The sequence below is a fragment of the Candidatus Lokiarchaeota archaeon genome (assembly GCA_014730275.1).
Lineage (GTDB): Archaea > Asgardarchaeota > Thorarchaeia > Thorarchaeales > Thorarchaeaceae > WJIL01.
On the sequence record WJIL01000001.1, the window covers coordinates 1 to 24,087 of the forward strand.

At 44.8% G+C, this 24,087-nt stretch carries 18 protein-coding genes; 5 read left to right on the plus strand and 13 right to left on the minus strand.

Annotated elements, in window-relative coordinates:
• The 9 genes from GF309_00005 to GF309_00045 form a co-directional block, all read right to left on the minus strand.
• Positions 1–1,734 (minus strand): S8 family serine peptidase (locus GF309_00005; GenBank protein MBD3157142.1); only part of this gene is annotated, 1,734 nt, incomplete at its 3' end.
• 110 nt (positions 1,735–1,844) lie between these two features.
• Complete coding sequence (locus GF309_00010; GenBank protein MBD3157143.1) at positions 1,845–3,053, minus strand: serine hydrolase; 1,209 nt, start codon at positions 3,051–3,053, stop codon at positions 1,845–1,847.
• A gap of 54 nt (positions 3,054–3,107) precedes the next feature.
• Positions 3,108–4,097: an ATP-binding cassette domain-containing protein gene (locus GF309_00015; protein MBD3157144.1), complete on the minus strand. Its 990-nt coding sequence runs from the start codon at positions 4,095–4,097 to the stop codon at positions 3,108–3,110.
• 9 nt (positions 4,098–4,106) lie between these two features.
• Positions 4,107–5,075, minus strand: a complete 969-nt coding sequence (locus GF309_00020; GenBank protein ID MBD3157145.1) for an ATP-binding cassette domain-containing protein — start codon at positions 5,073–5,075, stop codon at positions 4,107–4,109.
• A complete protein-coding gene (locus tag GF309_00025) occupies positions 5,076–6,653 on the minus strand; it encodes an ABC transporter permease subunit (GenBank protein ID MBD3157146.1) in 1,578 nt (525 codons plus the stop codon).
• A 14-nt stretch (positions 6,654–6,667) separates the two neighbouring features.
• Positions 6,668–7,660, minus strand: a complete 993-nt coding sequence (locus tag GF309_00030; GenBank protein ID MBD3157147.1) for an ABC transporter permease subunit — start codon at positions 7,658–7,660, stop codon at positions 6,668–6,670.
• A gap of 138 nt (positions 7,661–7,798) precedes the next feature.
• Positions 7,799–9,532 carry a hypothetical protein gene (locus GF309_00035; GenBank protein ID MBD3157148.1) on the minus strand — a complete coding sequence of 578 codons (1,734 nt, stop codon included), beginning with the start codon at positions 9,530–9,532 and terminating at the stop codon, positions 7,799–7,801.
• 109 nt (positions 9,533–9,641) lie between these two features.
• A complete protein-coding gene (locus GF309_00040; protein ID MBD3157149.1) occupies positions 9,642–10,415 on the minus strand; it encodes a hypothetical protein in 774 nt (257 codons plus the stop codon).
• Positions 10,416–10,497: 82 nt separating this feature from the next.
• Positions 10,498–11,706: an amidohydrolase family protein gene (locus GF309_00045; protein ID MBD3157150.1), complete on the minus strand. Its 1,209-nt coding sequence runs from the start codon at positions 11,704–11,706 to the stop codon at positions 10,498–10,500.
• Between the two features lie 257 nt (positions 11,707–11,963).
• Here GF309_00045 and GF309_00050 point away from each other — a divergent pair, with 257 nt between their 5' ends.
• Positions 11,964–12,509 (plus strand): hypothetical protein, encoded by a 546-nt coding sequence (locus GF309_00050; protein ID MBD3157151.1) that lies wholly within the window; start codon positions 11,964–11,966, stop codon positions 12,507–12,509.
• Positions 12,510–12,658: 149 nt separating this feature from the next.
• Here the strand turns inward: GF309_00050 and GF309_00055 are convergent, their stop codons facing one another.
• Positions 12,659–14,689, minus strand: coding sequence for an adenosylcobalamin-dependent ribonucleoside-diphosphate reductase (locus GF309_00055; protein ID MBD3157152.1), 2,031 nt, complete (start codon positions 14,687–14,689; stop codon positions 12,659–12,661).
• Between the two features lie 331 nt (positions 14,690–15,020).
• On the minus strand, positions 15,021–18,020 hold the full coding sequence (locus GF309_00060) for a hypothetical protein (GenBank protein MBD3157153.1): 3,000 nt from the start codon (positions 18,018–18,020) through the stop codon (positions 15,021–15,023).
• A 200-nt stretch (positions 18,021–18,220) separates the two neighbouring features.
• Here GF309_00060 and GF309_00065 point away from each other — a divergent pair, with 200 nt between their 5' ends.
• Positions 18,221–19,303, plus strand: a complete 1,083-nt coding sequence (locus GF309_00065; GenBank protein MBD3157154.1) for a TIGR04084 family radical SAM/SPASM domain-containing protein — start codon at positions 18,221–18,223, stop codon at positions 19,301–19,303.
• Between the two features lie 109 nt (positions 19,304–19,412).
• On the opposite strand, the gene GF309_00070 is transcribed toward GF309_00065, so the two are convergent.
• Positions 19,413–19,976, minus strand: a complete 564-nt coding sequence (locus tag GF309_00070; protein ID MBD3157155.1) for a GNAT family N-acetyltransferase — start codon at positions 19,974–19,976, stop codon at positions 19,413–19,415.
• Between the two features lie 146 nt (positions 19,977–20,122).
• Between GF309_00070 and GF309_00075 the strand changes: the two genes are divergently transcribed.
• Positions 20,123–20,269, plus strand: a complete 147-nt coding sequence (locus tag GF309_00075; protein MBD3157156.1) for a hypothetical protein — start codon at positions 20,123–20,125, stop codon at positions 20,267–20,269.
• 16 nt (positions 20,270–20,285) lie between these two features.
• Complete coding sequence (locus tag GF309_00080) at positions 20,286–20,660, plus strand: hypothetical protein (GenBank protein ID MBD3157157.1); 375 nt, start codon at positions 20,286–20,288, stop codon at positions 20,658–20,660.
• 29 nt (positions 20,661–20,689) lie between these two features.
• Here GF309_00080 and GF309_00085 read toward each other — a convergent pair whose 3' ends face one another.
• The gene (locus GF309_00085; protein MBD3157158.1) at positions 20,690–22,102 is read right to left on the minus strand and encodes a hypothetical protein; all 1,413 of its coding nucleotides are present in this window, start codon (positions 22,100–22,102) and stop codon (positions 20,690–20,692) included.
• A 183-nt stretch (positions 22,103–22,285) separates the two neighbouring features.
• Between GF309_00085 and GF309_00090 the strand changes: the two genes are divergently transcribed.
• Complete coding sequence (locus tag GF309_00090) at positions 22,286–24,073, plus strand: PAS domain S-box protein (GenBank protein MBD3157159.1); 1,788 nt, start codon at positions 22,286–22,288, stop codon at positions 24,071–24,073.
• The last annotated feature ends 14 nt before the right edge of the window (positions 24,074–24,087 follow it).

Sequence of the window (24,087 nt, forward strand, 5' to 3'; positions counted from 1 at the left end):
CGAATACGAAGCGATGGTTCCTGAAGGAGCCCAGATGTTTCGTGTATGATATGATGCAACGGAGATTGCCATGTCAGCAGTAGAAGGCCATGTTATTGTGTATTGATCATTGACTCCGTCAGAACCGTGCCATGCAGCACCACCACTCCATCCAGAAGCATCATCGGAGATGTAGAAGTGAAGCTGCGCATTGTGTGTATCGAATATGTCAACTGACCAGTAGGAGGTATCCTTGATTGTTCCTGAGATGTCAATCGCAATCATGTGATTGCCAGCTCGCGTCGAATTTGCGATAAATGTGTCAATTGTAATGTTGCTGGTCTGAACCGCCGTTATCCAGCTATTGTATCCCATGCCAAATGTCAGTTGATGTGTTATCGTGCCTGATGAAGTTGGCTCGGTTATGTTGACCTGAGCTGAGTTTACCAGTTTGTCTGACAGTATAGTCAGATAGACCTCGGTAGCACCTATACTACTTGGAACATTGAATCGTGTAGAAATCTGCGTTCCAGCTATGATAGACCGAAGAGCATGTCTTCCAGCTCCGTAGAGATTCCCTGCCGGAACAATTACTGGAATACCACTCGCCGTCAGTACGTCAATCATCTGCTCAACATTGCTTGATCCATCCAAGAACTCGTAAGTCCAAGAACCAACTTCTACCAAGATAATATCAGCACCATGATCTCGTGCCCAGATTAGTCCCTCCTCAACCGTTAGTCCATCATTGCCAAAAATGTTGATAGCCATGACTTCGGCATCAGGAGCGACACCAACATATTTCCTATAACCCAGTTGTCCACCGTTTAGAATGCCTGCGACAGCAGTCCCGTGGCCATCGGTATCGTAAAATGTGGAAGATGTTAGATTGACACCCTTTTCCCAAACTTGAATATTGCTCTGAGCGTTTTCATGTACGATGTATTTTGTTTTCGGCGTTTTCAGTGCTATCAATTCATCAACACCTGATAACGCATTGTCGCCGTCTGTGTCATTCACAACAAAAAAGGTATCACCGTCATCAATAACTCCAAGTGAAGAACCATTGTCCAGCCACACCCAGTCTATGTCAGCTTCAAAACTACCATTCTTATTGATATCGCGTGTGTAAAGGGTTTCATTGCTCTCAATCGCGCTATTGTTATTCAAATCAATCCCGTCAGTTCCATTATCGAAAGTCCATGGTGGTGTGAAGGGCTGCGTCTCAAAGTAACTGAAATTCCCTCCATCGGCGTAGAAGAAATCAGGATGTCTCCATTGAATCCCAGTATCCAAATCTGCAATAAGAAGGCCTTCGCCGGTCAGATTTCTCCCAAACAAATCTTTCATCTGCCAAGCAACATCAGCGTAGCAATCCTGCATTGAAACGTCTCTTGGCGAAACGTAGTGCTTCTTGTCGCGCTGTGGTTCAGCCACGACAAATAATGGGTCTTCCTGCAGCAGTTGTAGAGCTTCCTTTGAAACCTCTGCAAGATAGACGCTTCCTATGCGTTGGATTGAATCTCCAAAATCGATTCCCTTCAATCTGTAATACGCAATTTCGGCCTCAGAAAGCTCTCTTGAAAACCGAAGCGATACCTTTACTTTTTCTCCGTCGAAATCCATGCTGAGAGTGGTATCGAGTTCACTGGTGGCGTTGGTGTTGCTTTTGCCCGTGACCGTTGCGCTAGGAAAAAAGAATACTCCGGTCAGCAGACTACAAAGAATCAAGACTGCTATGCGTGCCTTTTTCATGTGATGTCCCTCCGCGGGACGTAATACTTCAAGGGAGAGCTTTCTAATAAGAATATCATATGTCTATTTCGATTTCAAGCTCTAAGTAAATTGGAGTTCCTTAGCATCCCTCAGTCTTCCCACAACCGTTTTTGATCCCAGATGTGAACAAGGACAATTAGAGCGAAGGGACCTCCTGCAAGAATTAGTAAAGCAGGAGAGAATCGTAAATGCATTCTCGTTTGAGCTTTATTGATTCCAAGAGAAGGCAAAATCCAGCGACATAAAATATTTTCAGCATCCGCTGATTCATGAAGTGTAGCCGCTGTAATTACTGTTACAATGCCCGCATCCGGTAATACAATGATGCCCTGCGAGCCCCATCCTAAGGCAAAATAGGCATTCAACTCGGGTAATGTCCACCAATGCAATGAATAGCCAACCTTCTCATTGACTTTGACTAGGGTTGTTGATGTTTCCTGAATCCAGTTTTGTGGAATTATTTGGACACCATCCCAGAGACCCCCTCGGAGAAACAGGTAGCCAATTTTGGCCATATCAAGTGGTTTCAACTTGAGCTTAGAACCGCCTTCGTTGATACCTCGGGGATCTGTCCCCCATTTGTAGTCCTCTATTCCCAAAGGCTCGAATAAGTATCGGTCTGCAAATGCCGCTGTAGTCATATTGCTGCTAGTCTGAATAATAGCAGACAGAAGATGTGACAGCCCTGAGTTGTATTGGAAAACAGAACCTGGCGGATTTACGACTTCCTTATTTATGACGTACTGAATCCAATCCTCTGAACGAATCATCCTGTTGTAATCATTTAGTTCAGCTGTGTAGTACTCTTCGCTCCAATCAAGGCCCGCAGTCATTCTGAGAAGGTGCGCAATAGTGACTGCTTTCTTCTCATCATCCAGACTTTCAATTTCTTTGTCCTGGAAGAAAGCTAGCATACTGGCATTCACTGAATCGATGAAATCTCTGTCTTCAGCTATTCCAACCAGGGGGGAGAGTATGCTCTTGGTAACTGAGAAGAGATGATGAAGATCATTCCCCGCATAGTGAGAGAAGTATTCCTCAACTACAAGATAACCCCTTCTCACTACAATCAAGGAGTCAATTGTGATTTCGTCGGTCGAGAAGTATTCCACCATGTTTTGCAGGATTGTTGAGTTGAGATTCACTTCTTTTGGAGAAGCGCGCATCCAAGAATGGGTTGGCCAAGGAGCATAACCTAGCAACGGGCCTGCACTACCAGTTCTAACTGGAGCTATCTGTGGAATCAAGAGAAACGCGAAAACAATGGCAGATAGGCAGCTCCTACGGTCCATATTCATTTGTATAACAATTTCTTAATGTATCTATGTAGTTCTACGCAAGCTGGAATCGGCCTATTCCTTCCAGCAGGCTACATAATGTCCAGGAGAAACCTCGTGAAGAACGGGTTCTTCATCCTCTCGGCAATCTTCTCCAATCTCTTGGCACCTTGGTCTGAATCTGCAACCCGGTGGCAAATCGACAGGCGTGGGAGTCTCACCAGGCAACATGATTCGGTCCCGTTCCTCATCGGGATTGGGAATTGGTACATTTGATACCAATGCCTTCGTATAGGGATGCCGGGGGTTATGAATGACATCCTCCATTTCACCCATTTCGGCAATTCGCCCCAAGTACATGACGATTATGTGATCACCAATGTAACGTGCCTGTGCAAGATCATGAGTGATGAACAGGTATGTCAAATCATGCTCGTCCTTTAGGTCCTCCATCAGGTTCATGACCTCGGTTCTTATGCTTGCATCCAGCATGGAGACTGGCTCATCTGCGATGATGACAGATGGATTAAGGATAAGCGACCTAGCAACACACACCCGCTGTAGTTGTCCTCCGCTCAATTCATGTGTATATCTCCGAGCGAAATCCTCAGCAGGAACTAGGCGTACATCTTCAAGAGCATCATAGACCATATCCAAGAGCTCTTCTTCGTCTTCAACGATGCCATGTATCTTCAGCCCTTCTCCAATAAGTGTGCTAACTGGAAGTCGTGGATCAAGAACTTCGAAGGGGTTTTGGAAAATCATCTGCATATGCAGTCGAAGTTCGTTCAGCTCCTGTCGGTTCATCTCGTAGATGTTCTCACCCCTGAAGAATGCCTGTCCTTCAGTCGGTTCGATCAGGCGAAGTATTGTCCGAGCCAATGTAGTCTTTCCACAGCCGCTTTCCCCAACGACGCAAAGTGAATCTCCCTCTTTAATTTCAAAGCTGACATCATCCACTGCCCGGACGTATTTGGTTGCTCCAAAGAAGGAGAATATACCACTTCTAACTGGAAACCACTTCCTTAGATTTCTAACCTCAAGTATGTCTTCAGATTGTGTCATTGTAATCACTCACTCCAAATCCAGCTCTCCTGCAAAGTGGCACCGAGCGAAATGCCCCGGGTTAACTTCTCGGTATTCAGGGATTTCTACCTTACAGATATCTTGGGCATAGGGGCATCGAGGGTGGAATTTGCAGCCTGACGGTGGATTAATCAGATTAGGTGGTGTCCCAGGAATAAACTCAAGTCGTTTCTTTGGTCCAGATACACTTGGGAATGCACCAATAAGCTTGTGGCTGTAAGGATGAAGACTCCGGTTGAATACGTTAGAGGTTGTACTTTTTTCTACGATGTTCCCAGCATACATTATCGCAGTACTGTCACAGTTTTCTGCAACAACGGAGAGATCGTGCGTGATAAACAGGACTCCTAGATCATACTTTTTCTGCAGACTCCTTAGCAAGTCCAGAATTTTGTTTTGTACAATTACATCAAGAGCTGTGACTGGTTCATCTGCAATAATCAGTTTTGGATCACATGATAGGGCTTGGGCGATGATTGCACGTTGAACCATCCCCCCGCTGAATTCATGCGGATAATCCATCATACGCTCTGGTTCCAAGCCAACCTCGTCAAAAAGGTCCGCTACTTTCTCTTTTGCATCAGACTCCGTGATATCATATTTCTCACGCATCACCTCGATTATCTGATTACCTATTCTGAGCACCGGATTGAAGGCGTTCATCGCGTATTGAAAGACGATTGAGGCGGTCTTCCAACGAATCTTTCTCATTTCTTTCATTGGTTTTGATATCAAGTCATCCCCATCTAGAAGCACTTGGCCGCCGACGATTCTCCCGTTTTCAGGGAGTATACGCATGATACTGTATGCAGTAGTCGTTTTACCACATCCAGATTCGCCTGCCAGTCCAAGGGTTTCCTGCTTGTCTATGGTGAAGGAAGCATCCTCAACCGCCTTAACCCGTTTTTTTCCCAGCAGATAGTGAGTCGTCAGGTTCTTGACATCCAGTACAACCATCTAAGCTCTCCTCCCTCTTAATCTTGGATTAACCACTTTATCCGCGGCATGGCTTACAAAGGCAAATGCCGTAGAAGTGAGCATAATCATAAGCCCCGGCGGGAAAATCCACCACCACTGCTCATTGGATAGCGCAGCCTTTCTAGAAGCCCAATAGAGGATGATTCCCCAACTTGGCTGACCATGAATCGGCATGAATCCCAAAAATGAGATGCCAGCCTCACTTAGAATAGCGTTAACTACTCCGAGAATAACGTTAGCCAGTATAAGTGGAAGCGTATTCGGGAGGATATGCCGAAATAGTATATAGCTGTCTGATGCTCCAATTGCATGAGCAGCCTCTGTGAGTGGTCTCTCTCTGAGAGAAAGAGTCTCGCTCCGAACCATTCTTGCGGTGCCAGTCCATCCGAGTATGGCAATTACAATGATAACATTCTGCAATCCCTGTCCATATAGCATCAGGAAAATGAGCATCAGGGGTAGACTTGGCAAACATAGGAATACATCTGTAATCCGCATCAAGACGGTATCAATCATTCCACCGTAATAACCAGCAAAGAGGCCAATCAGAGTTCCGATGATTACGGCAACGAGACTAGCTGTCAAACCAACCAATAGAGAAATCTGCGTGCCCCAGATAACACGCCCAAACAAATCAGCCCCATCATGATTAGTACCAAAAGGATGCTGGAGACTCGGCGGCAAGAACCAATCCGAACTACTAGGAGACTTGTATGACCAGTGGTAAATAGAACCTAGTGGAGCTATGATTGGAGCGAATACCGCCAGAAGTGCAATGCCAAGTATAAGTAGGAATCCAACTAGCCCCAGTCTATCATGAACAAACTCTTTCCAGAACTCCTCAATACCACGTCTCAAATCCCATGCCATCATAATCAATCTAGGTATGAATATGTAAAGCGGAATAATGATGAAAGCTCCAATGAGGGCGATCCAGGATAATCCGGCATTAGTCAACAAGCCGCCTACTGATCTTGTTAGAAAGGAGGGTAGTAAATCCGCACCAACGATATCTTCAGTCAAGAGAATCTCTAGAAACATCCACGTGCCCAGAAAACCCACCACTGAACCGTGGTATAATTTCATCTTCCGCTTGCTCCAGTTAACGAGCTGCTCTGGATTCCAGAGAAACATCACAAAAGCAGCAATTGCCGCGATTCCTATGCTAAGAACCATGAAGATGAGGAAAACGACTGAGAATTTCAATATGAGAAGGACTATCTTCGCGGGTCTCTTCTCATATAGCGGCTTTCCAAGGAACCCAATCCAGAGTGTCATAACGAAAAGAATGATTCCCAGTACCCGGGCCGCAAGAGTGAGTGTGGTGCTGGTGAAGTAATCCAGCTGGGCTATGTCGTAGGTTATGCTCGTCATGAGTGCGTTGACAGCAGTATCAACTGCGAAAATAATGAAGAATGAAAGCAGAATGAAACTGCCCAGAGAAATCAAATTCACATGCCATGATTTGCCGCGGATATCAAGTTTCTCCATTATTGTTCTCGTTGTTTCGTCTTCTGTTTCCCGTTGCGTTTTTGTTTCAGCATCTTGATTTTGCATACTGCACCCCTCCTCTAGTATCGTATCCTCGGATCCAGATACAGATATAATATGTCAGCCGCCAAATTAGCCAAGACAGTGATTGTCGCTAAGAATAGGAATATGCCTTGAAGAACCGGGTAGTCATTCGCAAGTACAGAGAAATATGTAAGAAGACCGAGACCCTGCCAACTGAATACGAATTCAGTCATGATAGCTCCTGAAATCAAATACGGTAGATTCACAGCAATCACGCTCACCATAGGGAGCATCGCGTTTCGCATCGCATGGGTATAGAGTATGGTTTTTTGCTTGAGCCCCTTGGCTTCGGCTGCCAGCATGTAATCCTGTGTAAATACATCTAGAACAGAGTCTCTCATTATCAAGTAGAAGCCGCCAATGAACGATAGTGTAAGAACAATAGTGGGGCCGATCATATGCCATCCATAATCAAGTGCATATTCCAAGAAGTTCGCGTGGTCATATCCCCTTGTTATTGTTCCAGCAATAGGTATCAGATCGAAGTGGAAGCCAAATACCAGCAATAGGAGCAGACCAATCCAGAAGACTGGTATGCTGTAGGCCACTAGGAATGTAATCGTCGAACCCGTATCAACCTTTGAACCGCGTCTAGCCGCAGCAACTACCCCCATTATCATTCCGATAATGATAGCAATGACAAGCGAGACACCCATCAGGAGAATCGTGTTCATGAATCTATGATCGAATATTGTATACCACACATCTTCGCCGAAATGGGAGAAAGACTCACCCAGATTTCCCTGTAACAAATTAGCCCAGTAGAGCAGATATTGCTCCAGTATAGGTTTGTCAAGACCAAATCGCTCCACGATTCGTTGCCTTACATCTGGTGGCATTTGTTCGGATATCAAGGAAGCTCTTGGATCACCGGGCATAATTCTGAATATGAAAAAATTCAGGGTCACGATGAGAAACCAGACAAGTATGGATTGGGCTACTCGCCGTGCTATGTATCTCAAGGGTTTTTCTGCGTTCTTTGATGGCATCTGTCTCTCACTTCTAGGCTGGTTTTGCCTCTATTAGACTCAACAATTCACAACATGAAATTAAAGCCTATCGGACAAAGCCGATATCTCAAAAAAAGAACGGGGGGAAGTAGGGCAACTACTTCCCGTTCATATACACTATTTCTTCTTCATATAGAAGTAGACAACAATAGCCGCAACGACAAGTGCTCCAGCGCCGACACCGATGATCAATATCAGGTCAACGTCACCTGCTGGTGGTGCAACACCTGGGAACTCTCTAACGCCGTCGTTGTCCACGTCAATGTAGCCGGCATCATCAAGTATCTGATTCGCCAAATCTACATCTTCCTCGAATATCCCACCCTCATCATACAGAGTCGGGAAGAATGATTGAGGAATGACGGTATCCGTCTCGGTTCCGTAACCAAGTCTGCCAACCTCGACCAGATAGGTTCTGTTCATAGCCAAGCTGATTGCTCGACGTACATCGAGATCATCAAAGCCAGGTATGGTCATGTTGAAACCAAGGACATAGTCCCACTGAGAGGTAACGCCGGTCACTAGATGGAGCTCTTCAGCTTCCTGTATGGTCTGAACGTACGGGCCAAAGACCTCGTATCTTTCAGAATCAGCTTCATCATTTCGCATAGCGAGGATACGTGCATCCTGACCTGCGATGACATCAATGCGAATGACGTCGATATATGGCTCGGGGCCCCACCAGTCAGTGTTTCTATTAAGCTCCGTGTACTCGTCAGGGTCTCGCTCATAGAATTCGAACGGACCTGAACCGACGTGAGCTGTTGTATTTGTGGCGTCATCCCATCGAGCATCATCAGCTGGTATACCTTCACGGATATGCTTGGGGAGGATGTACAGATCACCCAAGATTTGCAGACCGAATGAATACGAATCATCCAATTCAACAGTTACATCTTGGCCACTGATTGTGACATCCTCGATGTTCTGCATGAATGAATGCGCTATTGCATCCTCTGGTGCATTCTTGTAGTGATAGAAAGTGAAATTCACATCTTGCGGAGTAAGATCCTCTCCATCATGCCACTTCACATTTTCACGGATAGTGAATGTGATTTCGGTTCCATCAGTGCTAACACTGAAATCTTCAGCCAGCCAAGGAATAGGTTCAAGATTGTTGTTGTAGGTGATCAATGTATCGTAGACGAGCATATCGTACCAGTGAGAGCGCTCACTGCGATAGAACATAGGATTGAGTTCGCCTATGTCTGAACCATAAGCCATTACAAACTCCATGTCTCCGCTTGTATGGTCCTCATCATACATATAGATAGGAGTCTGTGGGTTGAATGCAGTGAATACACCTCCTGGTTTCTTGGTGTAGTTGACCCACTCTTTGCGGATGGCGTGGGTGTCGTCTGATAGCATTAATGGAATATATGGCATGTTATCAACTGCGTATTGTTGTACCAAGGCCGCGTTGTCCTCCAGATTGGCAGGAGTAGAGGTCATGAAATCGTCTAATGCGTCATCTACTGTCGCATTGTCTATGCCATAACAGTTGTCGCCCCAGTCTTTTATGTTCTCAGAGTGCATTCTCCAATACACATGATCTGGTACGCTGCTATAGCCGTGACTCATTTCATAGAGTTGGAATTGCCTCGGCTCTTGATAGATTCCTTCATACATAGGACCGTCGTCTTTGATTACGACTTCGATGTCTATGCCGATTTCCTCAAGCAGTGTCTCTATTGCACCACCCGTGTCTACGCTGATATCGTCCCAACTGAGCACCCAGAGTGGGTATGAAAGCTCAGGTGTGGCATCAGCCTGTGCGTACACTGGAATAGTAGACCAGGGTATGAGTAGAGCTACCGCTAGTAAGGATAGCATTGCTTTTCTCTTATTCATAGATAGGTCAAATCTCCTTCCTCTCTAACTGATAGGAAAGCTATTTCCTAACCTGTTCCTATTGCATATCCTACTCTTTAAAGCTTCGCTTGAAAATTTCAGTTAGATATTACAAGAATTTCTGAAAAATGAGACGAAAACATATTTGATTAAGAGAAAGCAATCGGGACATAGGACGTCCAGATTTTCTAGAATCATTCAAAGTGCCAGATAGAGGGCTTTCCAGAACCAATGGTCGCTTTTGTTTGGTTTCGATACTCTTGTAGAGAATCACTACCATCTCAGCAAACAGACGTGATCCGACTTCCACTCGAGTTGGCTTCTCAGATGGGGACAGGTTTAGTACAATGGAAGTCGCCTTCACCCATGCATCTACACTCGTTTTCTCTTGAGTCATAGTCTCCTGTTGGCGTATGGTTGTGGGTGATCGAGGCAAAAACAAAGATGCTGCGCTCCGGAAAAGAGAGTTACTCTCGCGGATTTTCTTATTCACAGTCTCCAATTCTTGTTGTTGCGACGTGCGTGAATCGAGCATCTTTCCCACGAAATCACAAATAGCATCCTCCTCTGCAATAGGAAGGCTATCAGTAGATACAAGATTCACTTCCTCGACTGCGGCTTCAGTGTATCTAGGTCGCCACAGCAGAAGCCACTCGTTGTTATCAGTCACTGATGAAAAAAGATACTCATCCAGCAGGCTCGATGCCAGCAATCTATTGGACTCACCAAAAAAATGGACTTCACGAAATGGATACAAAAATGGTTCCGAAATTACGTATTCTTCAGTTGGTTGCTTTGTGATAAAACCCTTCTTCTTGCAGTTTTGGTGGGCATATGACTCGATGTCGGCAGTATCGAAATCAAAGCCAGCAAGTATTTCCAATTCACTAGCACCCGCTTCGAAGAAAGTTTTCGAAAAGGATGCATAAAGAGCTTTGTCCAGTTCCTGTTGCCATTTTTCACTGTCACACCGCTCTTAGTAACCTCCCCATAAGCATCACATTGTCTATCAAGTCCGGATTACGGAGCGAGCTTATGTCTTTCAGGGGATCAACACCAGGCTTGAGAACTAGCAAATCAGCAGACTTGCCCTCTTCCAAGGTTCCGATACTACCCTGAATTGCTAATGATTTGGCAGCATGTAATGTTCCCGCAACGATTGCATCCATCTCCGACATGCCGCCCATTTCTACCAGTATCTCTAATTCCTCCATGGAGGATGTTCCAAAAGGAGTATAGGGCATTCCAGAATCGGAACCTAAGACAATAGCCAATTCAGCTGAAACAGCTCTTCGCAACCCCGCTTCCATAAGAGGGTAAAGCTCTTTCTCCTTGCGAATCATATGTTCCGGCAGGAGTCCCTCTTCATGATGGAGCTGGGACTCGTGATACGTTACGAACGTAGGCATGTACATCGTTCCATGCTCTTTCATGAGTTGGATGTTCTCTTCACTGAGTGGCTGACCGTGAACTAGCACATCAACCCCTGCACGTATAGTGTTCGCTATGCCTTGGTCTCCATATGCATGCGCGTGAGTCAGAATACCTACTTTGTGAGCTTCTTCAACTGCTGCAGCCATTTCTTCAACTGTGAATTGAACATGCATGCTTTCGGTGCTCTCGGAACTGATAGCTCCTGTGGCTGCTAGCTTGATGAAACTGACTCCCCGTGCTATTTCCTCTCTTGTCGCTCTGCGAACCTCATCCGGACCATCAGCCTCGTTGTAGTCATAAATTGGATCTCTTCCCCCAGTGATTGTAATCATACGTCCGCATGGCAATATTCTGGGACCATTGACTAGACCTTTCTCAATCGAATCTCGAATTGCAAAAGGCACCTCACCTCGTGCTGCTGCATCACCAACCGTGGTTATCCCTGAACGAAGTAGATGTTCTGCAAGCTTAGCTGCCCGAATAGATAGATATTCATCAGACAGCTTCCGACTCTCAGATGGATCTGGTGTTCCACCATCGTGGCATAGGTGTACATGTGGATCGATAATCCCAGGCATAATTACACGGTCAGAAAAGTCAAGTTTCTTTGAAGCGCTTTTGGTAGGCTTCTTAGTCGTGATCTTTGCTATCTTACTTCCCTCAACAAGCAAAAATGCGTCTTCCAAGAGTTTGCCATTTCCAACAATAACGGTTCCAGCACTGATGAGGTAGCTAGTCATGTCATTTCACCTTTCAAGATTCAAGGGGCTACTTACATTTAAGCCGCCCTATTTGTCTCATAGAGAATCTATTCTTGGAAAGGTGCTGATAAGCTGAACTCATAACAGATAAAAAGCCATGACCTAAGTGATATTCGCTAGATGAGGGGGTTCACCTGTCCAGTCTATATCGTTTCAATTGGCCTAAGATATGTGCAAGATGTGGCTCTACCGAGAATCTTTGTGAAGATGTTGTTAAGATAATCAAGGACAAATATGTGTCCAGACCGGGGCCTGATACAGTAAGGAGCGTAGCATTTCATGCTCGAATCTATTTATGTACGGATTGCGAAATCATTGCAAAAGAGGAGCGGGAAAAGGAAAAATCTGGAGGAACGCAGAAAAGCAGTCAGCTCTGTATCTTAGCATTGGCAGTTACCATAGTAGGGCCGATTATAGTTACAATAACAGCTCTTACGATTTCAAATGCCAGCATGGCTTTATTTCTATCACTAGGCATTCAAACCTTGGTTTGGACTCAATGTATGACTGCAAGTCGTTCGAATCAGCGAATCAGTTTCAGCAATCCAAGAAGACTCTATGTAGATTGGGATACCAATCACAGGATTACATTTACGAACCGTAAGCTCATGCAAGCCTTCCAAGAAAAGAATCCGAGAACGCGTGTCAAGTACACAGATTCAGTAGTTGAAGACAAGCTTGAGTCTGCCACCTTGGGCGATATTTTTGCAGGATGTTGCGCCAGCTTTTTCGGTCTTGGTATAGTATCATGGATTATTCTGTTTCTTGCAGGTAAATGGTGAATAAAGATGGCTAAACACAGAAATTCAAATCGGGATATGATTCAAATCAGAATCACCATCACAAAGCATCTTTTCTCATTTGCCTTTAGTTCTAAACAGTAATTCCATGGAAAGCAATTCATATTCCTACCCGGTAGTCCACTCATCGTTTAAACTTCACAAGTAGGACACCCACCAGCATAGAGAACTTGGTTTTCTAGGCAACCGTCCCTGAAGACAGTGATTCCTTTCAGGTCAAGCTCATGAGCAAGGCGAAAAACCTCCTCTACATCCTCAATTGTGGCGTTGTTTGACAGATTGACGGTTTTGCTTACCGCGTTGTCAACATGATTTTGGAAGGCAGCCTGCATTTTAACGTGCCATTCTGGTCTTATTTCATGAGCTGTTTTGAAAACGCGCTTAACGTCGTTCGGTATATCTTCGATATCCTGCACCGATCCGGTCTTTGCTATCTTTTGTTCCAAGTCATCGCTCCAGAACCCCCTTTCTTTTGCAACTTCCTTGAACTTCTGGTTGACCTCAACTAGCTCAGTTCCTTCCGCTAGAATCCTACGATGTGTTATAGCGAAAAGAGGTTCAATCCCACTGCTCGTTTGTGAAATCAAACTGATACTTCCAGTTGGTGCAATGGTTATCAATGCGGCATTTCTCTTCCACGTGTTTCTTTCTTTCAAATAGGCGAAGTTCTCGAAGTTACCCCTGATTTTGGCCAGCTCAGCCGAAGCCCGTTCAGCTTTCTGCCGGATGAATGACATTACCCTGTCAGCTAATTCAAGAGCTTCTTCCGAGTCATATGGCACACCCAAATCAATAAGCAATTCAGCCCAACCCATGACTCCCAGGCCTATCTTTCTATTTGCTTTTGTCGTCTCCTCGATTTCTTTGATTGGATACTTGTTCAGCTCTACAATGTTGTCTAAGAACCGAACACCAAGCTTCGTAACCTCTTCAAGGCGATCCCAGTTGATTTCTCCATCTTCAACCATATTTGAGAGATTGATACTACCAAGCACGCAGGACTCATAGGGCAAAAGAGGCTGTTCTCCACATGGGTTTGTAGATTCGATCTCCATGCCTTCCAGCGGATGGTCTCTGTTGATTTGGTCGATAAAAACAATACCAGGATCTCCAGTATTCCAAGCATTATGGCAAACCGAATCGAAAATAGCCCTAGCGCTCATTGGCTTTACAACTTCGCCCGTGTGAGGAGAGACAAGGTCGATATCGCCATCCACCTCTAAGGCTTTCATGAATTCGTCGGTAACAGCCACGGAGATATTGAAATTCTGGAAGGAATTCCTATCAGACTTGCAAGAAATGAAGTCCATTATGTCCGGATGGTCACATCGAAGAATTCCCATGTTAGCTCCCCGCCTCTTTCCGCCCTGTTTTATTGTGTCGGTTGCAGCGTTATAGATTCGCATGAAAGATATTGGGCCACTTGCGACACCTCCTGTTGAACCGACTGTCGCCCCCTTCTCTCTTAGGCGTGAAAAGGAAAAGCCTGTTCCTCCACCGGACTTCTGAACCAAAGCCATGTGCTTCAAGGAATCAAAAATCGATTCCATGCTATCCTCTATTGGAAGAACAAAACAAGCACTGCATTGTCCAAGGGGAGTACCTGCATTGAAAAGCGTCGGGCTATTTGGCATAAACTCAAGATTCGCCATCATCGAATAGAATAGCTGCTCGTATTGATCCACGTCCGCATCGCTGTCAAATTTCTTCTCGATACCAGCTACAGCCGAAGCGACCCGTTTGAAGAGTTCCGAGGGGGTTTCGGTGGGTTCCCCATTTTCATTCTTGATGAGATACCGTTTCAGTACAGTAGCAGCATTGGCACCAAAATCCAAATCATCGATGACGCCCATCTTCTGGAGTAGCAATCTTTCCTCTCTATGCCTTTCGCGGTACTTGATGTATGCCCGTGCTACATCGGTATAACCTCGCAGCATCAGAGTGTCTTCTACAATGTCTTGAATCTCTTCAATGTGAATTGTATCGACATCTCGCTCGCGGATAATTCTAACAACTTCGTTGGTTAAACCCGAAACAGGATCCACTTCCACTCCTTGCGATTCAAAGGCACTGCGTATAGCTTTTTCAATCTTGGAATTGTCAAAATCTACAATCCTTCCATCTCTCTTTTCAACTTTCAATTTGTTGCCTCCCGGCAGCATTGTACAGTTTGTGAGTAATCAAAAAGACGCAGCTGCAAAATGCCGATACCGGTTCCATTACGTCTTCCGATTTAGGCCTTTTCCCGAAATCGGATGCATGACATACTAATGATTCAATTTCAGAAATTAGTTATGCTCAGACCTTATGAAGTCCAATATTGTGTTCAAGGTTGTCAAATTTTAAGTACTTAGAAAACGAGTCCGTGCTAACAAGATATCATTTTGGGCAACATCTACGTTTTTCCGTCTATGAGTTCGTCTTTTTCTTCTATTCGAATGCAAAGAAAAGTGTGGGCGACATTGCCTAGGAGTGCAATGCCACCAGTCTGCACTAGCGTTTCTTCATCAGCACGATGATTAGAATCAGAACCAAGGCACCGATGGCAGCTAGCACGATTAGAGTATCAACACCAAAGATAGTCTCTGGGAGCCCGAAGGGACCTGTGTCTGTTGGCGTAGTAGTTGTCTCTGTTGGGGTGGTAGTTTCTGTTGCTGTTGTTGTGGTTGTTGTAGTTGAAGCAGCTATGAAGACGGTAACATTCTCAAGAGAAGTCCAGTCACTCCAACGTCCCAGAGTATCATTCGAGCGGATTCTATACTCGATTGATGTGTCGTTTTCGAAAGTACCAAGGCTTACATTGAATTCGTCACCAGAACTAGGCTCCATGGTCACTGTTGTCCAACTAGTACCACCGTCAACGGTGTAATTGCAAATCACAGAGGATATGCCAGAGATATCAGTGACATTCGCTTCAATCCAAATTGAATCGGCTGGTTCAGGTGAGCTGGGAGAATGCGCGAACTCCAATATGGTCGGGCCCATGTTATCAACTGTAAATACTGCGTCCGATTCATCCATCGAATCAAGTTCGTAGTCCCTTGCTATCACTCGCACTTGAAATTCCGCGCCATCTCCAACACTTGTTGTGTCCCAAGATACACTAGTGCCACTAAGATTGGTACCGATAGAGTACCAGCTTGATCCAGAATCATCACTGTAGTAGACATCAAACAGAATCTGGTCCTTGTTTGGATCCTGGGCTGACCAAGTAATTGCTGAGTTGTCTGAAAGGGTCTCTCCCCCATTAGGAGACACCACAGTTACCTCCGGCGCACGATTCTCTGCTAGCCACCCAAAAGCGTTGGAAACAAATAGATCGTTATCACTGTCATAAAGATTATTCTCACCATCTCCATCATTGTCTGCATTGTACATCAAGAATCTATAATCAGCAGCGTAGACTATCCTACCAAGTCCAAAAGTGCTAGCGGCAATCACGGAAAGGTCATTTGCTGTACCACCATCTGACCACGTACAGGTTCCATCATCATCAGTATTTAGAAGAGAGACGGCACCCCCTATGCTGTTGAAAGCTGAGCTATAGACTAACTCCATTCTCTTCGTCCCTTCCATTATCCGATGGTTGCTCAAGTTTGCTTCATCATAGACGATAACACCAGCTGAGGGAGAGTCATCCGAGTCTTGCAGATAGCCGGTGTTGTTTCTATCTATCCCGAACGCATTTCCAACCTTGTCGGCCTCAAGACCAAATTGACCCCATCCCCCACATATGAACAAGCCTCCACCTGAATCAGCAAAATTCTTCAAATAATCTATTTCGGATACTGTGTAGTTCTCCCACCCATCTTGGATGACAATGACATGCGCCCGGTCAATCATCTCTTCATCAAATTGAGTCATCCAATGCACAGTATGACCATTTTCGGTAAGGAAGTTCGCAAAACCGTAGTATGAAGCATTGATCCAGAGATTTGCGCGGTGAGATTCATCGAACAGGACAATACGCTCTTTTTGTCCAGCTCCAGATAACCAGCGAATGGAGTTCAGCAGAAAAATCTCATTATTGCTGTCATAGAAGTTTTTCGTGCCATCCATATCGGTGTCAGTGTCACCCTTAAGAAGAGAAGAGTCACAATGAACCAAGACTCTTCCGGTACCCACGGTAGTTACTGCGGTAATCACCATTCCTTCAGCAGACGTACCGTTCGTCCAAGTCATCTCTTCATCCGCCACGGTAATTTTCGTTGCATCATCTGGTATCTTTGTCAATGCTGTGGCTCCATGATTTTCTATCCTTGCCACACCGACCGATACAGAATGGTTTCGTATGTGATTTGTATTGTTTAGATAGAAGCCGCCACCCACACCGACACCGTTAGATCCATTTACTAGACTGTATGTTTTCTGTCTCACGAAACCGAATCTTTCGATAACAGGGTCAATTTCATCTCCATATTGTGAGTATTCAGCTGCAACAAATAGCGCACCGCCTCCCTCAACAAAATCCTCGATGGTGTCTACTTCGAACTCTTGGTATGTATCAAAACAATATGTTAACACAAGAATATCACACGCCCCAATCCAATCGGCATCGAATGTCTCCATACTCGATACTGCAAAACCGATAGATGTAAGCTCTTCAGTGTAATTAATGAACCCACTCGAAATGCTTTCAAGTTGGGAATGCGAATTATCAAAAACAACATGCCTATGAAGTCGAACAGCATTGGCCAGAATTGTATCGAAGTATATTGACCTTGTAAACAAGTCAAAACCAAGCAATGCGATATGGCCTTTTCCTATGATTTTGTGAGTCACTACTGCCTGGGAACTGCTATTCACTGATGGAATTCCATCATAGACATCAAACGCCACTGTTCCACTGACTGCAGGGAATGTTGAATCGTATATGCCCCTAGGAAGTGGATCACTAGAGTTCTCCAGACTTAATGTTCCAGAACCGAATGAGCTTGGATTGTAGACCTGCAGCAAACCAGTTTGGTTTAAGATTCCAGCAGTAATCCCACGCGTACTCATAAACGAACCTACGTAGTCCATAACAATCAGTATTCCTCCCGAAGCTACGAAGTCCTCCAGAATCGATTCCCAAGCAGATGCAATAGTTGTGATATTGGTCGGATAAGCATTTTCTTGTTCAACAATCAACAAGATGTCATGCTCGTCAATCTTGTTGGCCAATTCTGTATAATCTGTGAGATTCTCATACCGAAACACGGGGCCGTAAGTTGATTGAAGCGATTCTATTGTGTTCCTGAATTCATTATTTGAGGTAGAAGTCAAATCGGTAAACTCGGTATACACAAGCAATGATACTGGCAGACGGTTTTTTGAGAATGCCGACGGCATCTCGGCCCCAGTAAAGGATCTCGTATTGAGATTTCTTTTTAGCTCTAAAATCTCGTTTGCATCATCCCCCTCCTGACCTGTATCTATGATACCAGTAGGCGAAAAAAACAGGGTTGAGAAAACGAGCAACGTGGATAGAAATATGAATACACTTTTTCCCATGATATTCACGCAGCGTGCTTTTCGTTTTAAGAAACATTTTGACATATAAATACTTGGAGAAAAAGATATACAGTTGGTAGCATGGTTCTACATTAGCTCAATTGTCGGAGAGGGGATGGAATTGCTGAACGATAATACCAGAAGGAAAGGTACTTAGGAGAAATCTAACCGAAAAGGTAGATAGCAGAAGACTCTGAACAATGAATTATCATATCGTACTTACCCGACGATGTAACCTCAATTGCGTCTATTGCCATGGTGGAGAACAAACTGAGGATACAGAGATACAGTATTCCCTTGATGACCTAGGTGATTTCTTGGAAAAAGAGCGAACACACACTACTCTAATGTTCTATGGAGGCGAGCCAACACTCCGCATTGGAACAATGATAGAGCTGATGGATAGGTACCCTGATGCGCGATTCATGCTGCAGACCAATGCCCTTCTCCTCCACAAAATCCCAGTTGAATATGTTAAGAGAATCCATTCCATTCTCGTTTCAATTGATGGGAGGAAGCACGTAACCGACGCATACAGATCAAAAGGTGTGTACGACAAGGTCCTTGAAAATGTCAGATGGCTTCATGATGTCAATTATCCAGGAGATGTGGTAGCCAGGATGGCAGTCTCGCAGCAAAGTGATATCTACAGAGAAGTTAACCACTTGCTTGAGCTTGAAAATCCGCACTTCGACCATGTTCACTGGCAGTTGAATGTTGTTTGGGACGCTGAAGGAAACTGGCAAAACTTCGACAAATGGGTAGCAGAATCATACAACCCGGGTATCACGCGTTTGGTAGAGGAATGGTTTCAAACTATGCAACACGGGCAAGTAAAAGGGATAGTGCCCTTCATGCCAATCATGTATACTCTGCTCACAGGAGAGCCCTCGAGACTTCGATGCGGTTCCGGGCTAGATACCTTTGCCATCCATGTAGATGGAAGAATAGGTATATGCCCAATATCGCCAGACTGGGATTTTTCCATTGTTGGAGATATCTACAATACAAAACCCGAAGAGCTGCAAGAAATTATGACAGTGGATGAGCCTTGTCCATCATGTGAGGTGTATCACATATGCGGCGGACGGTGTCTCTTCGCCAACAAACAGCGACTCTGGGGGCAAGAAGGATTCGACAAGATTTGTGCGACTGTTAAGCACCTTATCGAGGAGCTTGAAAGGTATGTTCCTGAAGTGAAACGACTCATTGATCAGGGTGCAGTGGAAATCGAGGATTTCGATTATCCACAGTATAATAATGGCTGCGAAATCATTCCATAATTGGAAAATTCCTCGGAGAATATGCAGAACTTGAACTCTAGTGAGGATGACACCAACTTCTTGGCATTTTGTGATGTTTCGGAAGCTTATGAAAAAGCATTCATGCGATTTAGATTCGGAATTCATCCTCTTCGGGGATTTCTTCTTCCTCGCACAAATCCTTCCTCATGACGATAATCTCTTCTCCAGCCCGTTCCTTCCGCTCGACTTCACTGAAACCCATGCGATCGTAATAATCAGCCTGGTAATCAATGCTCCCGTAGACTTCAATTTCTATACATGTCGCATTCTGGTGATCCAGCAAGTTATCTGCGTATTCCACCATGATTGTGCCAATTCTTCGGTTTCTGAATTTCTCTCGTACCGCCATTCGGCTAACAACACCGACTTGGCCGCGCATGCCGATTCGCATTGTGCCAGCTATTTCGTTTCCAATGAGTGCTACATACTGGTTGCCCATCTGAATGTGTCTTGCGATTTTGTCCATGCCTTCTTTCAATGCACCGGGCATTCGTGAAAGCTCTTTCTTGATAGGTTTGTATGCTTCTCGGAGAATGTCTTTGATGGCGTCTACTTCCGACAGTTCGGCTCGCCTGATTTGGATTTCGGCATAATTATGCATGGCTTTCACTACCAAGTAGCGGTATTCTATGTTCCTATTAGGATAAACCATTATTAGGGTTTATTGTGCAACAATACAATTCTGAGCGAGAACAATCTCAAACAAGCTGGTCATGAAGTTTTTCAACAATAATCCAACATGGGAACGACTACCTTTAATACAATCATTGATATGCTCAGTTAATAGGAGACTATAGTATGCCTAAAGAGAATGAAGAAGAAGTTGTCGAGTCTGATAAGCTGACAGATAAAGACAAGCAGGAGCTTCAAGAGGGAGCTTGTGTTAACTGCGCAATCATAGCTTTCCTTCTAGGAATAGCTGCTCTTTCCACAATGTTGCTTTGAACTGGTCGGCGCCAGCATGACATTCCTGATTGATCCGCCTTTACTTATAGGCTTAGCAATGCTTTCTCAATACTTGGGTTCTAAGCTCACAGGACACAGCAACCGAAGAGCAGGACAGATTCTTGCGCTTTTCAGTTTGTGTACCATCATGTTCACTAGTACCTCATTGTATCTTAACATGGGGTATATGGACTGGTTCTGGATCCCATTTCAGCCCGCTGTTACATCAGGAAGAGACCTCATGATTAATTCAGGAATCTTCTCTTTCGAATCTCAAAACACTACTGGTCTTATCGATGCGCTTGCAGCATTTCAGATATTGCTTTACCCGTTTTGGATTTATGCGGGTTACAAGCTATACTACATACTCAAGCCTTCTCAGAACTCATAGTCCCGCCGAAGTGAAGAAGAAAAGGAGTTCTACTCCTCTTCTTCCTCTTCTTCTCCCAATCGTTTTCCAGGTTTGAAACGAGCCTTCTTTCTGTCCACTGAAAGTCGACCTGGGTCAGGACTTGAGAGCTCATGTCCCGGCTTTCCTTCCTCAATACCTCGAGCGTGTTCACTTGGCCAAGCTTCTCCTTCTTCTGGAGCGGCCTCCATTATTTCCTCATCAACTTCGCCCTTTTCGAAGTATTCACCTTCAGCTCTCGCTTGTGAAATGATACGTTCAAGGCGCTCCTCTTTCAAGTAGTACAGAATTGTGCCCATTGAGACAATTGGGAAGGCCATCAGCTTTGCAACATCTCTGAAGATGAAGGTAGCATAATTGACAGCTGCATCCCAATCGGCAAAGAACCATTGACTGAGCATAGAGCCAGCGTCGGCAGTAACAGCAATGATGCTGTCAACAAAGAAGAAACCACTTGCCAAGAAGAATGTGAAAAGTGGTCCGAAATCACGAAGCCTCGATCGTGATTCTTCAACAGTTTCAGTTACTGTGCGTCCAATACCGCTCATAGCATAAATCAAGAAGAAGAACGACATCCCAATATCTACTACGGTCATTGTTGGTGCTTCAGTTCTTCGTAGTATGTTGAACAGGAAGTATCCACCGTACACCGCAACGAAAAGGGTCAGGAGCGAAATATTGAGCGCTGCACCTCTACCACCATACTTCACAAATGCTGCAAGAACTGCCAGCGCAAATAATCCAAAGAATGCATATGCCAGCAGCACAAAATTATACTGAATCTGTATGTTCTCCATCGCGTTTGGCATTGGCAGCGGAAGTGCTGACTCGATGAATGTACCAATTCCTAAGATATTGTTGGGAATCAGATACAGGGCTGCTATTGCTTCAGCTGCAATAAGACCTAGACCAATCAGCAATAAGATGAAGCTTCCCAAGCCCATAGCCAGTCCCCCTTTCTTTGGTTCACTTATGGTGGCAAGTCGCAGACTCGTCCTAGCTGAGAGATATGCTTGAAAGGCGATCCAGCCAACCCAGCAGAAAACAGCGAAGAATAGGAGTGCAAGACGTCCCACGAAGATAGAAAGAAACACAGAAATGAAGAAAGAAACAGAAATCCAGGCTACACCTTTGAGTTCTGTTGCTCTTCCTCTTGCTCTTCGTGTTATCCATAAGCTATCCAAGCCTAAGCCAGTGAACAAAGAACCAAGCATGAAGTAGATCGTGCCAGTAGCACCTAGGTAAACAAACACATTCACCAGAATTACTTCTACGCTTGTTCCTGCGAAGTAGCTTAGCAGGAAGGATACAAAAAATGACAGAAAAATACTTGTGACGAATACGATTAGATATGCCACGTATCGACGTGTTTTGAAGAATGTTTTCAGACCTGTAATTATTCCGGAGAGTATGGGGATTTCCAAAAGGGTCTCCTCCTTGTTTGATATTGAAGAGTCCCGTCAGGATTTAAGCTTTGCATTGATAGACCTATCAGGAACTCCTTTTTAGCGCCATCTGACCTGCAAACCAAAAGGATTTTAATATATCCTATTAGGATATTAGCTATTGGAAAGTATTCAAAGCCCCCCACCTAAAGAGGTTAACACATGGAGGGTATGCTACTGGGCAGGAAAATCTTGTACGTAGGAGAGAGCGACGCTCTCCGTTCTGCAATTGATAATAGACTCAAAGAATCACCACTGAGTTTTGAAATCATGCAGTCCTCCACGATTGAGAACCTAGGTACGCTCTTAGAAAATAATGATTTTGTGGGCGTTATAACGGACGTCAAAGCATCCAGCACGTCACTTGTGGAAAACATCTGCGAATTGTGCAACGAATGTGACATTTGCGCCATTTTGATTGTCGTTATTGAAGAAAATGTTGAGGAGAAAGGGCAAATCCCTGTTACTGAAGGCAACAGCATGTTCATCATCACGGATCAAACAAGATTTCCTAAAGCTGCCCTCAAAGCAACGGACATAATCATCAGCGAAGTCATGCGGGAAGAATCCCTGGCACTGCGCACAGGATGGCCGAGAGAGCATTTCAGAAGCATTTTTGAGAATGCGCGGGTCGGGATTAATCTGGTAGGGTTAGATGATAGAATCATCGAGGTGAATCCTGAATTCCAAGATATGGTTGGCTATTCCGAAGAAGAGCTAAAAAATATGACAATCACAGAGGTGACTCACCCAGAGGATTTAGAGAAGGACTATGAGCTCCTCAACAGAATGCTAGCCGAAGACGAAGATCGCTATCAGATGGAGAAACGGTACATCACCAAAAGCGGAGATATAGTATGGGCTAACCTAACCGTGACAGTAGTTCGAGATGATAATGGCAATCCCCTCTGGACAATTGGGATAGCACAAGATATCACGAAACAGAAGAAGACCCAACAAGAGCTGGAACGAGCTTTCAAGGCAATGGATAGTTCAATAGACGGTATTGCTATTCTCAACGAGAACCGGGAATATACCTACCTCAATGATGCTCATGCCGATATCTACGGGTATTCGAGGCCTGCAGACCTCCTGGGACTATCGTGGAAAGTCCTATATGGCCCCGAGGAGCGAGACAGATTCCAACAAGAAATAATGCCCTATCTCGACGAAAACGGGCATTGGAAGGGCGAAGCAGTCGGCAGAAAGAAAAATGGTAAAGAGTTCCCACAGGAAGTATCGCTTACTCTTCTTGAAGACGATGGGCTCATCTGCGTTGTAAGGGACATCAGCAAAAGGAAAGAAGTAGAAGAAAGGCTTAGGAAACAGAGAGAAGAGCTAAGTGAGTTTGCCCATGCAATGAGCCATGACCTATCAAATCGTCTGCACCAAGTTAGTGGATACCTAGATTTGTATCATCAAGATCATGACGAAGAAATGTATCGAAGAGCCCAACGCATAATATCTCATATGGGAGATTTGCTCAAGTATAGTGTTGAGCTCGCCGATGCCGGACAAGTTGTTCAAAAGCAATCTGATGTAGACCTTGGCGAGGTTTTGATGGAAGTAGCAAGCACTGTACTACCAAGAACCATCGACTATTCGCAGGAGGAACTACCAACCGTCGAGGCGGATAGGACAAAGTTGCTCCAAGTATTTCGAAATATCTTCGATAATGCCGTAACGCATGGGAAGCCCGAGAACATCAAAGTCAGTGAAGAGAGGGGAAACGAGGGAATCCATCTGCAAATAATGAACGATGGAAAGCCGATTCCTTTGGAACATAAGGAGAACCTGTTCAAACGGGGTTTCACCACAAGCCCTTCGAACACCGGATTTGGGCTTACGATAGCAAAGAAAATAGTTGAGGCTCATGGCTGGAAAATTTCGCTCAAGTCCGTTAATCCACCAATATTCGATATTTTCATACCAAAGGTATTCATTCAGTAGCTACGAGTTCAGCT